This window comes from Streptomyces aureus (genome assembly GCF_000725495.1).
In the GTDB taxonomy this organism is placed as follows: domain Bacteria; phylum Actinomycetota; class Actinomycetes; order Streptomycetales; family Streptomycetaceae; genus Streptomyces; species Streptomyces aureus_B.
Genome location: NZ_KL647041.1, coordinates 107,965 through 125,427 on the forward strand (window position 1 = coordinate 107,965; position 17,463 = coordinate 125,427).

16 protein-coding genes and 1 tRNA gene are annotated in these 17,463 nt (G+C 72.5%); 13 read left to right on the top strand and 4 right to left on the bottom strand.

The annotated features are described in order from the left end of the window. Positions 1 to 10 precede the first annotated feature (10 nt). The 7 genes from galU (at position 11) to IO36_RS40265 (ending at position 5,767) form a co-directional block, all read left to right on the top strand. Positions 11 to 922, top strand: a complete 912-nt coding sequence (galU, locus tag IO36_RS40235; RefSeq protein WP_037628298.1) for a UTP--glucose-1-phosphate uridylyltransferase GalU — start codon at positions 11 to 13, stop codon at positions 920 to 922. After that, positions 919 to 2,241, top strand: a complete 1,323-nt coding sequence (gene glp / locus IO36_RS40240) for a molybdotransferase-like divisome protein Glp (RefSeq protein ID WP_037628119.1) — start codon at positions 919 to 921, stop codon at positions 2,239 to 2,241. Before galU ends, glp begins: the two co-directional genes overlap by 4 nt. A gap of 172 nt (positions 2,242 to 2,413) precedes the next feature. Next, positions 2,414 to 2,926 (top strand): cyclic pyranopterin monophosphate synthase MoaC, encoded by a 513-nt coding sequence (gene moaC, locus IO36_RS40245; protein WP_051901318.1) that lies wholly within the window; start codon positions 2,414 to 2,416, stop codon positions 2,924 to 2,926. After that, a complete protein-coding gene (locus IO36_RS40250; protein ID WP_051901319.1) occupies positions 2,923 to 3,459 on the top strand; it encodes a MogA/MoaB family molybdenum cofactor biosynthesis protein in 537 nt (178 codons plus the stop codon). The genes moaC and IO36_RS40250 overlap by 4 nt, the downstream gene beginning before the upstream one ends. 23 nt (positions 3,460 to 3,482) lie before the next feature. Continuing rightward, positions 3,483 to 4,145 (top strand): GNAT family N-acetyltransferase, encoded by a 663-nt coding sequence (locus tag IO36_RS40255; RefSeq protein ID WP_245173667.1) that lies wholly within the window; start codon positions 3,483 to 3,485, stop codon positions 4,143 to 4,145. Positions 4,146 to 4,318: 173 nt separating this feature from the next. Continuing rightward, positions 4,319 to 5,596, top strand: coding sequence for a divisome protein SepX/GlpR (sepX, locus tag IO36_RS40260; protein WP_037628121.1), 1,278 nt, complete (start codon positions 4,319 to 4,321; stop codon positions 5,594 to 5,596). A 97-nt stretch (positions 5,597 to 5,693) separates the two neighbouring features. After that, positions 5,694 to 5,767 (top strand) — tRNA-Ala (locus IO36_RS40265). A 192-nt stretch (positions 5,768 to 5,959) separates the two neighbouring features. Here the strand turns inward: IO36_RS40265 and IO36_RS40270 are convergent. Then, complete coding sequence (locus tag IO36_RS40270; protein WP_037628122.1) at positions 5,960 to 6,436, bottom strand: GNAT family N-acetyltransferase; 477 nt, start codon at positions 6,434 to 6,436, stop codon at positions 5,960 to 5,962. Between the two features lie 116 nt (positions 6,437 to 6,552). On the opposite strand from IO36_RS40270, the gene IO36_RS40275 reads away from it, so the two are divergent. Continuing rightward, positions 6,553 to 7,356 (top strand): exodeoxyribonuclease III, encoded by an 804-nt coding sequence (locus IO36_RS40275; protein WP_037628123.1) that lies wholly within the window; start codon positions 6,553 to 6,555, stop codon positions 7,354 to 7,356. Positions 7,357 to 7,390: 34 nt separating this feature from the next. On the opposite strand, the gene IO36_RS40280 is transcribed toward IO36_RS40275, so the two are convergent. Beyond that, on the bottom strand, positions 7,391 to 7,918 hold the full coding sequence (locus IO36_RS40280) for an STM3941 family protein (RefSeq protein WP_245173665.1): 528 nt from the start codon (positions 7,916 to 7,918) through the stop codon (positions 7,391 to 7,393). Between the two features lie 43 nt (positions 7,919 to 7,961). Beyond that, positions 7,962 to 8,588, bottom strand: a complete 627-nt coding sequence (locus IO36_RS40285; protein ID WP_037628301.1) for a MerR family transcriptional regulator — start codon at positions 8,586 to 8,588, stop codon at positions 7,962 to 7,964. Positions 8,589 to 8,956: 368 nt separating this feature from the next. On the opposite strand from IO36_RS40285, the gene IO36_RS40290 reads away from it, so the two are divergent. The 4 genes from IO36_RS40290 to IO36_RS40305 all read left to right on the top strand — a co-directional run bounded on the left by IO36_RS40290 (position 8,957) and on the right by IO36_RS40305 (position 12,824). Next, a complete protein-coding gene (locus tag IO36_RS40290; RefSeq protein ID WP_078943747.1) occupies positions 8,957 to 10,513 on the top strand; it encodes a flavin-containing monooxygenase in 1,557 nt (518 codons plus the stop codon). Then, positions 10,510 to 11,550 carry an alpha/beta fold hydrolase gene (locus IO36_RS40295; RefSeq protein ID WP_078943748.1) on the top strand — a complete coding sequence of 347 codons (1,041 nt, stop codon included), beginning with the start codon at positions 10,510 to 10,512 and terminating at the stop codon, positions 11,548 to 11,550. Before IO36_RS40290 ends, IO36_RS40295 begins: the two co-directional genes overlap by 4 nt. Then, positions 11,547 to 12,431: an SDR family oxidoreductase gene (locus IO36_RS40300; protein WP_037628125.1), complete on the top strand. Its 885-nt coding sequence runs from the start codon at positions 11,547 to 11,549 to the stop codon at positions 12,429 to 12,431. The genes IO36_RS40295 and IO36_RS40300 overlap by 4 nt, the downstream gene beginning before the upstream one ends. A gap of 198 nt (positions 12,432 to 12,629) precedes the next feature. Next, the gene (locus IO36_RS40305) at positions 12,630 to 12,824 is read left to right on the top strand and encodes a hypothetical protein (protein WP_037628126.1); all 195 of its coding nucleotides are present in this window, start codon (positions 12,630 to 12,632) and stop codon (positions 12,822 to 12,824) included. A gap of 255 nt (positions 12,825 to 13,079) precedes the next feature. Here the strand turns inward: IO36_RS40305 and IO36_RS40310 are convergent, their stop codons facing one another. Continuing rightward, complete coding sequence (locus tag IO36_RS40310; protein WP_051901320.1) at positions 13,080 to 16,604, bottom strand: S41 family peptidase; 3,525 nt, start codon at positions 16,602 to 16,604, stop codon at positions 13,080 to 13,082. Between the two features lie 234 nt (positions 16,605 to 16,838). Here IO36_RS40310 and IO36_RS40315 point away from each other — a divergent pair, with 234 nt between their 5' ends. After that, positions 16,839 to 17,429 (top strand): TetR/AcrR family transcriptional regulator, encoded by a 591-nt coding sequence (locus IO36_RS40315; RefSeq protein WP_037628127.1) that lies wholly within the window; start codon positions 16,839 to 16,841, stop codon positions 17,427 to 17,429. Positions 17,430 to 17,463: the final 34 nt, after the last annotated feature.

Here is a 17,463-nt window from a genome sequence, read left to right on the forward strand (position 1 = left end):
GGTTGCGGACATGACTGAGTCGCACCCCAGGATCACCAAGGCTGTCATTCCCGCGGCAGGCCTCGGCACCCGGTTCCTGCCGGCCACCAAGGCCACTCCCAAGGAGATGCTGCCGGTCGTCGACAAGCCGGCGATCCAGTACGTGGTCGAAGAGGCCGTGTCGGCGGGTCTGGACGACGTCCTGATGATCACAGGCCGCAACAAGCGCCCCCTCGAGGACCACTTCGACCGCAACTACGAGCTGGAATCCGCCCTCCAGAAGAAGGGCGACGCGAGCCGGCTCGCCAAGGTCCAGGAGTCCAGCGACCTCGCGACCATGCACTACGTACGCCAGGGCGACCCCAGGGGCCTCGGCCACGCCGTCCTGTGCGCCGCCCCGCACGTCGGCCGCGAGCCCTTCGCCGTCCTCCTCGGCGACGACCTGATCGACCCCCGCGACCCCCTCCTGGCCCGCATGGTCGAGGTCCAGGAGCAGTACGGCGGCAGCGTCATCGCGCTCATGGAGGTCGCGCCCGAGCAGATCCACCTCTACGGCTGCGCCGCCGTCGAGGCCACCGACGAGGGCGACCTGGTCAAGGTGACCGGCCTCGTGGAGAAGCCGGACACGGCGGACGCGCCCAGCAGTTACGCCGTCATCGGCCGCTACGTCCTCGACCCGCACATCTTCGACATACTGCACAAGACCGAGCCGGGCCGCGGCGGCGAGATCCAGCTCACCGACGCACTCCAGCAGCTCGCCGCGGACGAGAAGGTCGGCGGCCCCGTGCACGGCGTCGTCTTCAAGGGCCGCCGCTATGACACCGGGGACCGTGGCGACTACCTGCGTGCCATTGTCAGACTCGCATGCGAACGTGAAGACCTGGGACCGGACTTCCGGACCTGGCTCCGCAGTTACGTAGCCGAGGAGATGCAGGAACTTTGAGCAGCGCCGCGACCCGCACCACCGGCCAGGAACCCCTCTGGTCGGTGGACGACCACCTGGAGGACATCCTCACGACCGTCCGCCCCCTCGAACCCATCGAGCTCCAACTCCTCGACGCCCAGGGCTGCGTCCTGCTCGAGGACGTCACGGTGCCGGTCTCGCTGCCGCCGTTCGACAACAGCTCCATGGACGGGTACGCGGTGCGGGTCGCGGACGTCGCGGGCGCGAGCGAGGAATTCCCGGCGGTCCTGACGGTCGTCGGGGATGTCGCGGCCGGCCAGGCCGACCAGCCCTACGTGGGCCCCGGCCAGGCCGCCCGCATCATGACCGGAGCGCCGCTGCCGCCCGGATCCGAGGCCGTCGTCCCCGTCGAGTGGACGGACGGGGGCCTGGGCGAGGGACCGGTCTCCCGGATGCGCGCGCACAGCGCGTCCCCCGAGGGCGCCCGCGGACAGGTCCAGGTGCACCGCCCGGCCGAGGCACGCGCGCACGTGCGCGCCAAGGGCAGCGACGTGAAGGCGGGCGACCGCGCCCTCGAAGCCGGCACGATCCTCGGCCCGCCGCAGATCGGCCTGCTCGCCGCGATCGGCCGCGGCACCGTGCGGGTGCGCCCCAGGCCGCGCGTGGTCGTCCTGTCCACCGGCAGCGAACTCGTCCAGCCCGACGAGGCGTTGGGCACCGGGCAGATCTACGACTCCAACAGCTTCGCCCTGTGCGCGGCCGCCCGGGACGCGGGCGCCATCGCCTACCGGGTCGGTGCCGTCGCGGACGACGCCGAGACCCTGCGCTCCACCATCGAGGACCAGCTCGTCCGCGCGGACCTGCTGGTCACCACCGGCGGGGTGAGCGTCGGCGCCTACGACGTCGTCAAGGAGGCGCTGTCGTCGGTCGGCGACGAGGACGAGGAGGGCGGCGGCGTCGACTTCCGCACCCTCGCCATGCAGCCCGGCAAACCCCAGGGCTTCGGCTCCATCGGACCCGACCACACACCGCTGCTGGCCCTCCCCGGCAACCCCGTCTCCTCCTACGTCTCCTTCGAGCTCTTCGTGCGCCCCGCGATCCGCGCCCTGATGGGACTGCCGGACGTCCACCGGCCCACGACCAGGGCGAAGCTCTCCGCGGACAAGGCGCTGACCTCGCCGAAGGGGCGGCGCCAGTTCCTGCGCGGCACCTACACGGACGGCACCGTCACGCCCGTCGGCGGCGCCGGATCCCACCTGGTCGCGGCCCTCGCGCACGCCGACGCCCTGATCGTCGTCCCCGAGAACGACACCTCCCTCGAACCCGGGGCCGATGTCGAGGTGGTGCTCCTCGGCTGACCGGCCGGACCGCGCGGGCGCCCGCGGGCACCCCGGCGCGGGGCACCCGGGCCGGGCAGGGCTCCCGCCGCACCTCACGGGCTGCGCGGTGGCGGACGGGCGGTAACGTGTCGCGCACACCAGGCCCACGCGCCGCACCGCGACGGGCCCCGACGCGGGAGCGCCCACGCACATGACTGTTCCGTCCCGGGGGGAGACCTCCGGACCGCCCGTGCAGAACCGGCTGACGCACCTCGACGAGGCCGGCGCCGCCCGGATGGTCGACGTCTCCGGCAAGGACGTGACCGCCCGCACCGCGCGGGCGAGCGGTCGGGTCCTGGTCTCCCCGCGGGTCGTCGAGCTGCTGCGCGGCGAGGGCGTCCCCAAGGGTGACGCGCTCGCCACCGCCCGCATCGCCGGGATCATGGGAGCCAAGCGCACCCCGGACCTGATCCCGCTGTGCCACCCGTTGTCGGTGGCCGGTGTCAAAATTGATCTGTCGGTCGCGGACGACGCCGTCGAGATCCTCGCCACCGTGAAGACCACCGACCGCACGGGCGTCGAGATGGAAGCCCTCACCGCGGTCAGCGTGGCGGCCCTCACCGTGATCGACATGGTCAAGGCTGTCGACAAGGGGGCGGTCATCACGGACGTACGGGTGGAAGAGAAGACCGGCGGGAAGTCGGGCGACTGGAGCCGGGCATGAGCGGCACCGTCACCCCAGAGGCCCTGTCCGCGCGCTACAGCGCCCTGGTCGTCACGGCCTCCAACCGCGCCGCCGCCGGTGTCTACGAGGACAAGGGCGGCCCCCTGGTCGTCGCGGGCCTCGCGGAGTGCGGCTTCGCGGTCGACGGTCCCTGGGTCGTGCCCGACGGCGACCCCGTGGAGCAAGCGCTGCGCTCCGGGATCGAGGCGGGCTACGACGTCATCGTCACCACCGGCGGCACGGGCATCTCGCCCACCGACCGCACCCCCGAGGCGACCCTGCGGGTGCTCGACCGCGAGATCCCCGGCATCCCGGAGGCCATCAGGGCCTTCGGCAGGGACAAGGTGCCCACCGCGGCGCTCTCGCGGGGACTGGCCGGAGTCGCCCGCGGCACGCTGATCGTCAACCTGCCCGGCTCCGGCGGCGGCGTGAAGGACGGACTGACCGTGCTGGAGCCCCTCCTCAAGCACGCCGTCGACCAGATCCGCGGCGGCGACCACCCGAGACCCGGCGGCAGTGGGGGTGCGAGCTGAACAGCCCGTCCTGGCCGGTCGAGCTGGTGGACGGCGACGTCGTCCTCCGGCCGATAAGGCTGCGCGACCAGCGTGCCTGGCGCGAGGTGAACCGGCGCAACCGCGACTGGCTGCGCCCCTGGGAGGCGACCATCCCGCCCCCCACCCCGAGCGGTCCGATCGCGCACCGGCCGACGTACCGGCAGATGGTCCGCCATCTGCGCGCCGAGGCCAATGCCGGCCGCATGCTGCCCTTCGTGATCGAGTACCAGGGGCGGCTGGTCGGCCAGCTCACCGTCGCCGGGATCACCTGGGGCTCGATGTGCTCCGGCCACATCGGCTACTGGGTGGACCAGTCGGTCGCCGGCCGCGGGGTGATGCCGACGGCCGTGGCGCTGGTGAGCGACCACTGCTTCCGCACCGTCGGACTGCACCGCATCGAAGTCTGTATTCGCCCCGAGAACGGGCCCAGCCGCCGGGTCGTGGAGAAACTCGGATTCCGCGAGGAAGGGCTGCGCCCGCGCTATCTCCACATCGACGGCGCCTGGCGCGACCATCTCGTGTTCGCGCTCACCGCGGAGGAAGTGCCCGAGGGACTCCTCGGACGCTGGCGGCGCAGGCGCGCGGCGCAGAACCGGCCGGATCAGGTGGGATCGGAACAGGCCGGTTCGCAGAAGCCCGGCACACCGGGCAACACCGGAAAATGAAACAGGTGTTCGATAATGATCGGCGGTCGATCGCGTCCGGGCATTAAATTCACGCTCGCGGCGGCCTGCTGATCGCATCGGTCACCAAAAAAGCTCGAAATATCAGCCGGATCGTGCGACACACCGGCTCAATTGGCAGATGGCCTCACACAAACCCCTCTACCGTGTGAGGCGTGAGCAGCAGCGGCCTCATCTACGCAGTCATTGTCGGGGCCTGGGCCGCCTACTTGGTGCCGATGTGGCTCCGTAGGCAGGACGAGCTGAACGAGGCCCGTCCGACGGAACGCTTCAGCACCGCCATCCGGCTGCTGTCCGGACGGGCGGGCATGGAGCGTCGATACGCCAAGGACCTGCGCGCACGCTCCGCCGAGGAGGAGGAGCCCAGCGCCGACCCGGACGGCGTCACCGATTCGGTGGACGTCCGGGCCTTCGCCGTACCCCCGACCCGGCCCCAGGCGACCGACCGGCACCGCCCGCACGTACAGGAGCGGGTGCAGACGCCGGAGCCGGTCCAGGCGGAACAGGAACCGGGCGCACGCACGGCCGGACGGGAGAGCGGCGCGTACGACACCTCGGGCGGCGCCCGGTCCGTACCGCACCAGCCCGGACCCCCCGCCTCCGCACCCAGACCTCCGGCGAAGTCCATGCCCCAGCAGTCCACGCCGTCCGCAGCCGCGCGCCGGGCGAACTCGGCGGAGGCCGCGGCGCGGGCCCGGCGCACGAAGGTCCTCGCGCGCCGCCGGCGGACGACCGTCCTGCTGTTCCTCGCCTTCACCCTCGGCGCGATCGTGGCGGCCGTGGGCGGACTCGCGTTCCTGTGGGCGCCCGGCGTGCCCGCCGTGATGCTGAGCTCGTACATCGTGCACCTGCGGGTCCAGGAGCGGCGGCGCTTCACGTACACCATGGACCGCCGCCGGGCCGAGGCCGCGGCGCAGCGGCTCCGGGAGCGGGGGCCCCGCCGCCGGGCCTCCGTCGACCCCGTGGCCGACGAACCGGAGGAAGTCACCGCCCCCGACACCGACCCCGGTCTCCTGGCGCTCGCCGCCGACCGCCGCGCCCTCGTCGAGCAGACCGACCACGCCGAGTGGGTCGACCAGCAGCGCGAACGGCAGTGCGCGCCCGCCCAGGGGGACAGCTGGGACCCGGTGCCGGTTCCCCTGCCCACCTACGTGACCGCGCCGGTCGCGCCCCGGGCGACGTCCAGCGTGGACCTGGGCGCGCCGGACGCGTGGAGCTCCGCGCGCTCCAGCGCGGCCGAGCCGAGCGCGCACGAGGCGGAGCCGGCCGTCGAAGAGGATCTTCCCGAGGGGCCCGGAGGCGCCGAGGCGGCGGACGACAGCCGCAGCGACGCACGGCGGGCCGCCTCCGCGCGCCGCGCCCGCGAGCGCGGCCGGACGCCCCTGTTCGACCAGTACGAGGACGGCGAACGGCCGCGCGCGGCCAACGAGTGACGGGTGGGACGACCGGGGTCCGGGGCCGTCCGGCTGACCAGGCGGGAACGGATTACCAAGCACCTCGATCGGGGTGCTAGAGTTTCACTCGTTGCAAGGGCCTGTGGCGCAGTCTGGTAGCGCACCTCGTTCGCATCGAGGGGGTCTGGGGTTCAAATCCCCACAGGTCCACCGCAGCAAAGAGGCCCGTTCCCACCCAGTGGGAGCGGGCCTCTTGCCATGTCCGGAAACGGTGGCGGCAACTCCCGCCGGTGGCCCCGGAACTGGCGGTCCCTCGGCCGCCGCCCGACGGCGAGGGCCCGGAGGACGCCGGGACGCGCTCGGACCGCCGGGGCGCGGCCGGAAGGGGCACCGCCCCGGCGCCTAGAGGGCCTTGGCGTAGCAGAGGCTCAGTTCGTGGAAGCGGTAGTAGCCGAACTTGGCGCACGGCTCGTAGCCGCTCGACGCGTACAGGGCGACCGCCTCGGGCTGCTTGGAGCCCGTCTCCAGGACCATCCGGGTGCGGCCGGCGGCGCGGGCGTCCTCCTCCAGCGCGGCCAGTATGCGCCGGGCGAGTCCGAGGCCGCGGGCCTCGGGGACCACGTACATGCGCTTGAGCTCGGCGTCGCCGTCCGCGTAGCCCTCGTCGTTCTCGTCCTGGGTGCGCCAGCCGCCCGTGGCCACCGGGCGCTCCCGCTCGTCGTAGGCGATCAGGTAGAGCCCGAACGGCGGGACGAACATCCGCGCGTCCAGATGCGTGGCGTCGCCGCCGTCGCCGTAGCGCTCGGCGTATTCGGCCTGGACCTGGTCGTTGAGCTTCACGGCGTCGGGGTGGTCGAAGGTGACCGGGCGGAAATTCATGCGTAATACCGTACATCTATGCGATTGCCGAAAGGGGGCCCGGCCGATTCCGCCGGCCGGCCGGGCCGCCGTAGATCGAGTTCTTGACGGCCCCGCGGATTAAGTATCGTGCCCGGGTGCTGACTGTGACCTCTGTGAATGTGAACGGGCTCCGTGCCGCCGCGAAGAAGGGTTTCGTGGAGTGGCTCGCGGAGACCTCCGCGGACGTGCTGTGCCTCCAGGAGGTGCGAGCGGAGCCCGGGCAGCTTCCTGAGGAGGTACGGGCGCCGGAGGGCTGGCACGTCGTGCACGCCCCGGCCGCCGCCAAGGGCCGCGCGGGTGTGTCCCTTTACACACGCCGCGAGCCCGACCGGGTCCGGATCGGCTTCGGGTCCGAGGAGTTCGACTCCACCGGGCGCTACGTCGAGGCGGACCTGCCCGGTGTCACCGTCGCGAGCCTCTACCTGCCCTCGGGCGAGGTCGGCACCGAGCGGCAGGACGAGAAGGTCCGGTTCATGGACGCGTTCCTCACGTACCTGAAGGGGCTGCGGGAGCGGGCCGCCGCCGACGGGCGCGAGGTCGTCGTCTGCGGGGACTGGAACATCGCCCACCAGGAGGCCGACCTCAAGAACTGGCGCGCCAACCGCAAGAACTCCGGCTTCCTGCCCGAGGAACGGGAGTGGCTCGGCCGCGTCCTCGACACCGAGGACGGCGGCTACGTCGACGTCGTACGCGCCCTGCACCCGGACACCGAGGGCCCGTACACGTGGTGGTCGTACCGGGGGCGCGCTTTCGACAACGATTCGGGTTGGAGGATCGACCTTCAGATCACCACCCCGCGGCTCGCGGGCAAGGCCCTCAAGGGCTACGTGGAGCGGGCCGCCAGCCATGGGGAGCGCTGGTCGGACCATGCTCCCGTCACGGTGGTCTACGACATCTGATCCGGCCGGGCCCGCGCACGGCCCGCGGGTGTGCTCAGTGGTGTACGGGCAGGCCGGGGCGGTGGTGGAGCATGGCCGCGAGGACCGCCTCGGGGGATGCGGGCAGGGTGTTCGTGGCCAGGGTGGCCGGGCCGAAGCCCAGGCGGGCGTTCATGGCGGCGGTGCTGCGGACCAGCCGGGGTGCCCGGGTCAGATAGGCATCAGGATCGTGCAGCACCAGTTCGATGAACCGCTGCGAGGTGGTGCGCACCTGCTGCTCGCGTATCCGCACGGCGGCTATCTCGTCCCAGCCGAACCGGCCCAGCCGTACGTGCTCCACTCCCGTGTCGTCCAGCACCAGTTCCGGCCGGTCGTCCAGCAGGCGCCGGGCGAGGAGCACCGCGCACAGTCCGAAGAACGGCACGGTCACCGCCCCCGCGGCCGTCATCTTCAGGGTGCTGTGGGCGACCAGGAGGGCGATGCCCACGGCGACGAAGGCCAGGGCGCCGGCCAGCATGGCCCACGTCCGTCCTTTGGCGAGGGGGAAGACCGTCGGGTGCCGCGGAGTGCCGTTGTCGATCACGGGCTCAGACGATAGGGCCGAAGCCCTCGCCCGCGGAAGCGTTTCAGGGCAGGTGCTTGCGCAGGCGGCGGTCCATCGCCATCGACAGTTCCGCCTCCACCACGCTCTTGGCCAGGGGGCGCAGGCGCTGGAGGTCGTCGGGGGTGCGGTCCTCGGTGAGGACGAGGCTGGTGAAGAGCTCGGCCAGGGCCTCGGTGTGCTCGCGGACGCGGCGGGCCGCCGTCAGGACGTCGGCGAGCGGGATGCCCTCGCGGACCAGGGCGGCCGAGACGTCCAGCAGGCGGCGGCTGATGTGCACGATCTCGCCGCCGTCCGTGCCCAGGTAGCCGAGGTCGAGTGCCGCGGCGAGGTTCTCGCCGGTCGCCTGGCCCACGAAGACGTCGGCCAGTTCCTCGGGGGAGAGACGGACCGGGGTCTCCTCGGTCGGCTCGCCGAGGCCGAGCAGTTCGCCGACGTCACGGCCGTGGTCGAAGGCCTCGGCGAGTTCCGCGATGCCGTTCAGGGTGTGACCGCGTTCCAGCAGCGCCGAGATGGTGCGCAGCCGGGCCAGGTGGGTGTCGTCGTACCAGGCGATGCGGCCCTCGCGCCGCGGCGGCGGTATGAGCTTGCGTTCCCGGTAGAAGCGCAGGGTGCGCACGGTGATGCCGGCCTCCTCGGCCAGCTCCTCCATGCGGTACTCGCGGGGGCGGCGGCCGGGCTCCGGGGCGGGAGCCGGGGTGCCGGTGGGCGGCCGGGTGGAGCGGGCGGTGCCGGTGGGGTGCGGGGAGCCGGTGGCACCCGGGGGCGGGCCGGAGGCGGGGTCCGGTGTCGTGCGCGGCGGCGCGTCCGGCCGGCGTTCGCCGGACTTCCGCGTCTCCGCGCCTCCTTCGCGCGTCCGCGCGCCGCGCTTTCCTGATCCCTCGGCCACGTCCGCACCCTACGTCGTACCCCCGGTAACTTTCCCGGCCGCGACCCCTACCCATGAGTACGAAGCTGCTCTACCCTCCCGATTGTGCCAGTGTTCACTGGCGGGATCGTACGGGCCAGGGAGGCGTCGGGATGACCGAGCACGAGCATGTACGGGTGGCGGTGATCGGATCCGGGTTCGGCGGGCTGGGTGCCGCCGTACGGCTGCGACGCGAAGGGATCACCGACTTCGTGGTCCTGGAGCGGGCCGGCGGCGTCGGCGGCACCTGGCGCGACAACAGCTATCCCGGGTGCGCCTGCGATGTCCCCTCGCACCTGTACTCGTTCTCGTTCGCGCCCAACCCCGAGTGGCCGCGCACCTTCTCCGGCCAGGAGCACATCCGCGCCTACCTGGAGCACGTGGCGGACGTCTTCGGACTGCGGCCGCACCTGCGGTTCGACTCCGAGGTCAAGATGATGACCTGGGACACGGAACGGCTCCACTGGCGCATCGAGACGAGCGCCGGGTTCCTGACCGCGGACGTGGTGGTGTCCGCGACCGGGCCGCTCTCCGACCCGAAGATCCCCTCGGTCCCGGGGATCGAGACGTTCACCGGAAAGGTGTTCCACTCGGCCCGCTGGGACCACGACTACGACCTGCGCGGCAAGCGGGTGGCCATGATCGGCACCGGGGCCTCGGCCATCCAGATCGTGCCCGCGATCCAGCCGGACGTCGCCAGGCTGACCCTGTTCCAGCGGACCCCGCCGTGGGTGATGCCCCGGGTCGACCGGGCCATCACCGGAGCGGAGCGGTGGCTGCACCGGCAGCTGCCGTTCACCGCCCAGGCCCGGCGGGGACTCCTCTGGGGCATCCGCGAACTCCAGGTGCAGGCCTTCACCAAGCGGCCGAACGAACTCGGCCTGGTCGAGCGGCTGGCCAAGCGGAACCTCGGGCGGGCCGTGAAGGACCCCGAACTGCGCCGGAAGCTGACGCCCGACTACCGGATCGGCTGCAAGCGCATCCTGCTGTCCAACACCTACTACCCGGCGCTCACCCGGCCCAACGTGGACGTGGTCGCCTCCGGGCTCGAGCGGATCGAGGGCTCCACCGTGATCGCCGCGGACGGCACCCGGGCGGAGGTGGACGCGATCGTCTTCGGCACCGGCTTCCACGTCACCGACATGCCGATCGCCGAGCGTGTCGTGGGCGCGGACGGCCGGACGCTTGCGCAGGCCTGGGAGACCGGTATGAAGTCGCTGCGCGGTGCCACCGCGGCCGGCTTCCCCAACTGGATGACGATCATCGGTCCCAACACCGGACTCGGGAACTCCTCGATGATCCTGATGATCGAGTCCCAGCTGAACTACATGGCGGACTTCGTGCGCCAGCTGGGCGTCCTCGGCGGACGCGTGGCGCTCGACGCCCGCCCCGGCGCGGTGGACGCCTGGAACCACCGGGTCCAGGAACGCATGAAGCGCACGGTGTGGAGCACCGGCGGCTGCACCAGCTGGTACCTGGACGCCAACGGCGTCAACACGACCGTGTGGCCCGGCACGACGACCGAGTTCCGGGGCGCCACGCGCCGCGTCGACCTGGGGGAGTACGACGTGCTGCGCGCGGCGGACCCCGCCCCGGGAGAGACGTCCGCGGCCGCACCCGCGCCGCGTACGAAGGGCACCCGCACCAAGAAGGTGGAGGCAGGAGCGTGAGCCGACCGACGGACGAGGCCCGTGAGGCGTACGCGCCTCCGGTGCCCGCACGGGAACTGATCGCGCACTCCGCGGACGGCGCGCGGCTGCACGTCGAGGTGCACGGACCCGAGGACGCCCCGCCGGTCGTCCTCGCGCACGGCTGGACCTGCTCGACCGCCTTCTGGGCGGCGCAGATCCGCGACCTCGCCGCCGACCACCGGGTCATCGCCTACGACCAGCGCGGGCACGGGCGCAGCCCCGCGAGCGACGCGTGCAGCACCGAGGCGCTGGCCGACGACCTGGAGGCGGTGCTCGCGGCCACGCTCGCGCCGGGCGAGAAGGCCGTGCTCGCGGGCCACTCCATGGGCGGCATGACGCTGATGGCGGCCTCGGCGCGACCGCGGTTCCGGGAGCACGCGGCGGCGGCCCTGCTGTGCAGCACGGGCAGCACGCGGCTCGTCGAGGAGGCGCGGGTGGTGCCCGGGCGGGCCGGACGGTTCCGCACGCGCGTCACCGGCGCCGTGCTCGGCTCGCGCGCGCCGCTCGGGCCCGTCACTCCGGTCGCCCGGCGGATCCTCAAGTACGCGACCATGGGCCCCGGTTCGTCCCCCGCGATGGTGGACGCGTGCGCGCGGATCGTGCACGCCTGTCCGCGGACCGTGCGCCACGCCTGGTCCGTCGTGCTCTCCACGCTCGATCTCGACGCGGGGGTGCGGGAGTTGAGGGTGCCGACGGCGGTGATCTCGGGAACGGTGGACCGGATGACGCCGGTCGTGCACGCGCGGGCGCTGGTGGCGGCGCTGCCGAACTGTGTCGGCAGCACCGAGCTGCCCGGGCTCGGGCACATGACACCGGTGGAGGCGCCGGAGCTGGTGACGGCCCGCATCCGCGAACTCGTGAGCGCGTACGCGGGTCCCGCCGGGGCGCACGGCCCGGCCAAGGACGCCGGGACCGCCGTGGACACGGCCGGACGGGCCGCGGGGGAGACCGCCGCGGTGACCGTCGAGGCCGGCGAGAAGACCGCAGAGACCGCAGGGATCAAGGAGGGCGCATGAGCAGGGTGAGCCTGGAAGGGCAGGTCGCCGTCGTCACGGGGGCCGCGCGGGGTGTCGGTGAACTCCTCGCGCGCAAGCTCTCCGCGCGCGGGGCGAAGGTCGCGCTGGTCGGCCTGGAGGCCGAGGAGCTGAAGCAGGTCTCGGAGCGGCTGCGCGGCGAGAGCGACCACTGGTACGCCGACGTCACCGATCACGAGGCGATGACGCGGGTGGCCAGGGAGGTGAAGGAGCGGTTCGGGAAGGTGGACGTCGTCGTCGCGAACGCCGGTGTGGCGAGCGGCGGGCCCTTCCTGGACTCCGACCCGGTCGCCTGGCGGCGGGTGATCGAGGTGAACCTGATCGGATCGGCGGTCACCGCGCGGGCGTTCCTGCCGGCGCTGATGGAGAGCCGGGGCTATCTGCTCCAGATCGCGTCGCTGGCCGCGATGACCCCCGCCCCCATGATGTCGGCGTACTGCGCCTCCAAGTCCGGTGTGGAGGCGTACGCGCACAGTCTGCGGGCCGAGGTAGGCCACAAGGGCGTGCGCGTCGGCGTCGGTTATCTGTCCTGGACCGACACCGACATGGTGCGGGGCGCCGATCAGGACGACGTGATGCGGGAGTTGAGGCAGCGGCTGCCGTGGCCGTCCAACAAGACGTATCCGCTCGGTCCGGCCGTCGACCGGATCGTGGCCGGCATCGAGCGCCGCTCCAGCCATGTGTACGCGCAGTGGTGGCTGCGCGGGATGCAGGGGATCCGCGGGTACCTGCCGGGCGTGATCGGGTCGGTGGGACAGCGTGAGATGCGACGGTTCGAACCGCGCCTGGGCGCCGTGCGGACGGGGCTGGTGGGAGCGGGCGGAGCGGCCGACGAACAGGAGCGGAAGTCCCCGGCTCCCTGAGGCGGCGGGAGGCGCGGAGGAGGTGTTCCGGGGTGCCCCGAGGGCTCCCCGGAGCCTTCCCACCGGCGCGTCTCACGGTGAGTGACCGACCGAAATGCGTGCTGTGTTCCTGCGTGTCAGTCTGGTCGAGGCCCGGACGGCCCCCCGATCGGGAGGGGCCGAGGGCCGCATCTCTCACCCGCAACAGGAGTGAATCTCATGAGCATGCAGGACCAGTTCAAGGACAAGGCCGAGCGGATGAAGCAGCAGGCCGGCAAGAAGAAGACGCGCCCCGAAGGCCGCCAGGACGAGGCGAGCCGCCGCGCTCCGGCCGGCCGCGACAGCGCGATGCCGGAGGCGGAGCGCGCTCAGCGTGAGGCCCAGGACCGCTTCGACCAGGACTACGACGCCTGATCGAACGGCCTGATCGTCCTGAAAGGGGCGCCCTCTTCGGAGGGCGCCCTTTTCGCGCGCCCGCCCGGGCCTGGTGCGGATTCCCTTGCCGTCCAAGGCGGTTGGGCCCGAGGCCGAGGCCGAGGCCGCGAACGCCCTCCTTGGCCCCGGCGAACTCCCCTTCCGTGTCCGGCCGACCACCGGCCCGGGCCGCGAACGACTCCGCCCCGGGCCGGTGGTCTGCCCGGGGCGGGGTGGAGTCGGTTCGTCGATCCGTCAGTCCGGCCGCGGGGGGAGCTTCGGCCGTCTTCTGTCGGGCACGTCCGAGTGGTCCGGCGGGGAGGCCGCGGGGTGGGCGCGCAGCAGGTCGAGGGAGAGCTGGATGGCGTCGTCGAGCTGGGCGTGCCGGCCCTCGGCCCAGTCCAGCGGGGTGCGCAGGATCTCCAGGTCCGGGGCGACACCGTAGTTCTCCACGGACCAGCCGTAGCTGTCGAACCAGGCGGCGTTCATGGGCACCGTGATGACCGTGCCGTCGCCGAGGCGGTGGCGGCCGGTCATGCCGACGACACCGCCCCAGGTGCGCTGCCCCACGACCGGACCGAGCTTCAGCAGCTTGAAGGCGGCGGTGATCATGTCGCCGTCGGAGGAGGTCGCCTCGTCGGCCAGGGCCACCACCGGACCGCGCGGGGCGTTGGAGGCGTACGACACCGGCTGGGCGTCCCGGGTGAGGTCCCAGCCGAGGATCGTGCGGGTGAGCTTCTCGACGACCAGTTCGCTGATGTGGCCGCCCGCGTTGCCCCGTACGTCGACGATGAGGGCCGGGCGGGAGACCTCCATCCGCAGGTCGCGGTTGAACTGGGCCCAGCCCGAGCCGCCCATGTCCGGGATGTGCAGATAGCCGCAGTGGCCGCCGCTCAGCTCCCGCACCACCTGGCGGCGTTTGGCCACCCAGTCCTGGTAGCGCAGCGGGCGTTCGTCGATCAGCGGGACCACGGCCACCCGGCGGGGGCGGCCCTCTCCCTCGGCGGGGGTGAAGGTCAGCTCCACCGTGGTGCCGCCCGCGCCCGCGAGCAGCGGGTACGGCCCGGTGACCGGGTCCACCGGGCGCCCGTCGACATGGGTGAGGACGGCGCCCTCGCGGATGCCGGTGCCGGCCAGCGGTGAGCGGGCCTTGGAGTCGGACGAGTCGCCGGGGAGGATCCGCTTGAGCATCCAGCTTTCGTCGCGGCAGACGAAGTTGGCGCCCAGCAGGCCCTGCCAGCGCTGGTAGTGCGGCGGACCCTCGTTGCGGCGGGCCGGGCTGACGTACGCGTGGGAGGTGCCCAGTTCGCCGAGCACCTCGCGCAGCAGGTCGGCGAACTCGTCCGGGGAGGAGACCCGTTCGACCAGCGGGCGGTACTGCTCCAGGATCGCGTCCCAGTCGATGCCGCACATGTCCGGGTCCCAGTAGTAGGCGCGGATGATGCGGCCGGCCTCCGCGTACGCCTGGCGCCACTCGGCGCACGGGTCCACCTCGTGCAGGACGCGGCGCAGATCGATCCAGACGGTGGAGTCGCCGTCGCCGGACTCGGTCGACGGCACGGCGCGCAGGTCGCCCTCGTCGACGACGACCAGCCGGGAGCCGTCGCCGCTGACGGCGAACCAGTCGAGATGGTCGACGAGTTCGGACTTCTTCGCCTTGGTGATGTTGAAGTACTCCAGGGTGGGGCGGCCGGTCGTGTCGTCCGGGTTGGCGAACGTCTCGCCCAGCGCGCCGGAGATCGGCCAGCGCAGCCAGACCAGGCCGCCGCCCGAGACCGGCTGGAGCGCGGAGTACTTGGAGGCGGTGACCGGGAAGGGGGTCACCCGGCTCTCCAGGCCTTCGAGTTCGACGGTGGTCGCGCTGCCGTCCCCGGCCCCGTCCTCCAGGGGGTCGAGGCCTCCGGCGACCGGCCGCCCGTCGGGGTTCAGCGCGAACGGGGAGGGGGTGGCCGAGGACAGGGGGACCAGGTAGGGGCGGCAGCCGAGGGGGAAGGACAGGTCCCCGGTGTGCACGTCGTACACCGGGTCGAAGCCGCGCCAGGACAGGAAGGCGAGATAGCGGCCGTCCCGGGTGAACACCGGATTCTCGTCCTCGAAGCGGCCGTTGGTGACGTCGACGATCAGCCGGTCCTTTATGCGCGCCATCTTGATCTGGCGCAGGGAGCGCCCGATCCCGGGGTGCGACCAGGTCAGCCAGGCGCCGTCCGGGGAGAAGGCGAGGTCCGTGACCGGTCCGTTGATGGACCGGATGAGCTCGACGACCTCGCCCGGCTCCGTCCGGGCGGTGTCCCCGGACCGCGTCCCCGCACCGCCTCCCTCGTCCGTCCCGGCCTCGCTCCCGTCCTCGCCCTCGGCGCCGTCCCCGTCCCCGGACGCGGCCGACGAGGTTCCGCCTGAGTCGCCGGGGACGCCGGCTTCGGCGGCGGCTTCCGCCGCACCGGCCTCCCGGCTGTCGTCGCCCTCCTCGGGGCCGTCCTCGGAGTCCTCCTCGGACCCGCCGAGTTCGAGCCCGGCCGCCTCCCCCGGCTCCTCGGTGGCGTCGAGCAGGAGCAGCCGGCCGTCGTTCGAGGCGATGGCGAGCCGCTCGCCCTGGGGGTCGGAGACCAGTTCCTGGACCCGGCCCAGCCGGCCGGAGGCGAGGCGTCGGGGTTCGCGGGCGCCGCTCGCGCGCGGGAGGTAGGCGATCTCGACGGCGTCCTCGCCGTCCGCGTCGGTGACGTAGGCGACCTGGCCGCCCGAGCCGAGCATCTCCGGGAGCCGGACCCGTACGCCCGGGGTGTCCGCGATGGTGCGCGCGGGTCCGTCGCGATGGGTGAGCCAGTACAGGCTGCCGCGGACGACGACCGCGCTGGCCCGGCCCGTGTCGTCGACGGAGATGCTGTCCACGTGCTGGGCGGCCGGCACCGGATAGGTGCGCCGTCCCGCGCGCGGACCGCCCAGCTGGACGTTCAGGCGGCGGGGGACGGACTCGGGGGAGAGGTTGTCGACGATCCACAGGTCGCCCGCGCACTGGTAGACGACCCGGGTGCCGTCCGAGGAGGCGTGCCGGGCGTAGAAGGCGTCGTGGTCGGTGTGGCGGCGCAGGTCGGAGCCGTCGTACGAGCACGAGTAGAGGTTGCCGACGCCCTCGTGGTCGGAGAGGAACGCGATCCGGCCGCCCGCGAACATCGGGCAGGCGAGATGGCCGCCGAGCTCGGCGACCAGTTGCCGGCCGTGCAGCCAGATACGGCCCATGGCCCCGCCCCGGTAGCGCTTCCAGGCGGCCGGTTCGTGCGGGGGCGTGCCGGTGAGCAGCAGTGTCTTGCGTTCGCCCCCGATGTCGGCGACGCCGATGTCCGAGACCGGTCCCCAGGGCTGCTTGCGGCCGGGGTCGCCGTCGGTGGGGACGGAGTAGGCCCAGGTGAAGTAGGAGAAGGGCTGGCCGTGCGAGGCGACGGCGAGGATGTCGCCCTCGGGGGACCAGCCGCACACCTGGGTGTCGGCGCTGCCCCAGTAGGTGAGCCTGCGGCCCGGTCCGCCGTCGACCGGCGCCAGATGGATCTCCGGGACGAGGCTGCGCCAGCTCGTGTACGCGATCCGCCGGCCGTCGGGGGAGAAGCGGGGGTGGCCGGCCTTGGTGCGGTCGACGGTGAGCCGCCAGGCGCGTCCGCGGCCGTCGAGCGGAGCCAGCCACAGGTCGTCCTCGGTGACGAAGCACAGCCGGTCGCCGCTCAGATGCGGGAAGCGCAGATAGCCGGGGGAGTTCTCGTCCGTCGTCGCGTTCTCGTACTCGTGGCTCACCTCCCCATGCTTTTCCGCGGGAGTGACCCCGGCAACTCGTGGAACCGGGGGCGCGTTGTGGGACGTGGGCGCGCACGAGGGGGCAGGAGGTGCGCATGGGGCGCGCGCGGTGCGGAACGCGTGCGCGGCCGGCGTGACCCAGCACACGTACGAAACGGTTTCGTTTCGTTGATGGAGGAGGGTATCTTCAGGGACATACGAATCCGTGTCGTCGAAGCGGGAGAGGTGAGTGGGATGACTGAAGCCGCAACGGCGCGACGCAGTCGGATCACGCCCGAGCGTGAGGCCGAGCTGTACACGGCCGTGCTCGACCTGCTTCGGGAGGTCGGCTACGACGCCCTGACGATGGACGCCGTCGCCGCCCGCACCCGTTCCAGCAAGGCCACCCTCTACCGCCAGTGGGGCGGGAAGGCCGAGCTCGTCGTGAAAGCCCTGCGGCACCAGAAGCCGCTGAAGTTCTCCGACATGGACACCGGGAGCCTGCGGGGCGACTTCCACGCACTGGCCCTGCGCCAGGACGACTGCCAGATGGAGCAGGACTCCGCGCTGATGCGAGGTCTGGCCATGGCGGCGCACGGGAACCCGGATCTGCTGAAGGCGTTCCGGGAATGGCTGATCGAACCGGAGATGGAAGAGCTGCGCCGGGTGCTCCAGCGCGGTGTCGACCGAGGTGAGATCCGTGCGGACAACCCGGCGATCGAGTACGTGATGCACATGCTCATCGGCGCGTTCGCCGCCCGCACCATGATCGACGAACTCCCGCCGACCCAGGCCTTCCTGCATTCGTATGTCGACGCCGTGGTCCTCCCCGCTCTCGGCGCCTGACGTCCCACCCCTTTCCCTGCCCCACCCCGCGGGT